The following is a 248-nucleotide window of genomic DNA, read 5'->3' on the forward strand; positions in this document are numbered from 1 at the left end:
CACGGAGCTCATCTCGACGCGGCCGGCTGCCCGGTCGGGGTGACGGTAGGCGGAGATCATGCGCTGGTAGATCCCCCAGGTGCACTCGACGTGCACGTGCCGGTCCCCAGCGAAGAGCTTGTCAAGGCGCTCGTGCTGGCGGTCGGTGAGCAGGTCAGCCCCGGTGTGCAGGGTCCGCCGCGCGGTGTAGAGCGGGTCGCCCTTGCGTCCGCGGTGTCCGTGCAGTTCCTGCTGGACTCGGCGGCGGC

General features: G+C 71.0%; 1 protein-coding gene. It reads right to left on the reverse strand.

Features of this window, described 5'->3' with window-relative positions; genetic code table 11:
* Window positions 1-248, reverse strand: a 248-nt coding sequence (locus tag ACT3TZ_RS15325; RefSeq protein ID WP_444584271.1) for a transposase, incomplete at both ends; no start/stop codon positions are given.

The sequence above is a fragment of the Brachybacterium sp. AOP25-B2-12 genome, assembly GCF_052378625.1.
Taxonomy (GTDB): domain Bacteria; phylum Actinomycetota; class Actinomycetes; order Actinomycetales; family Dermabacteraceae; genus Brachybacterium.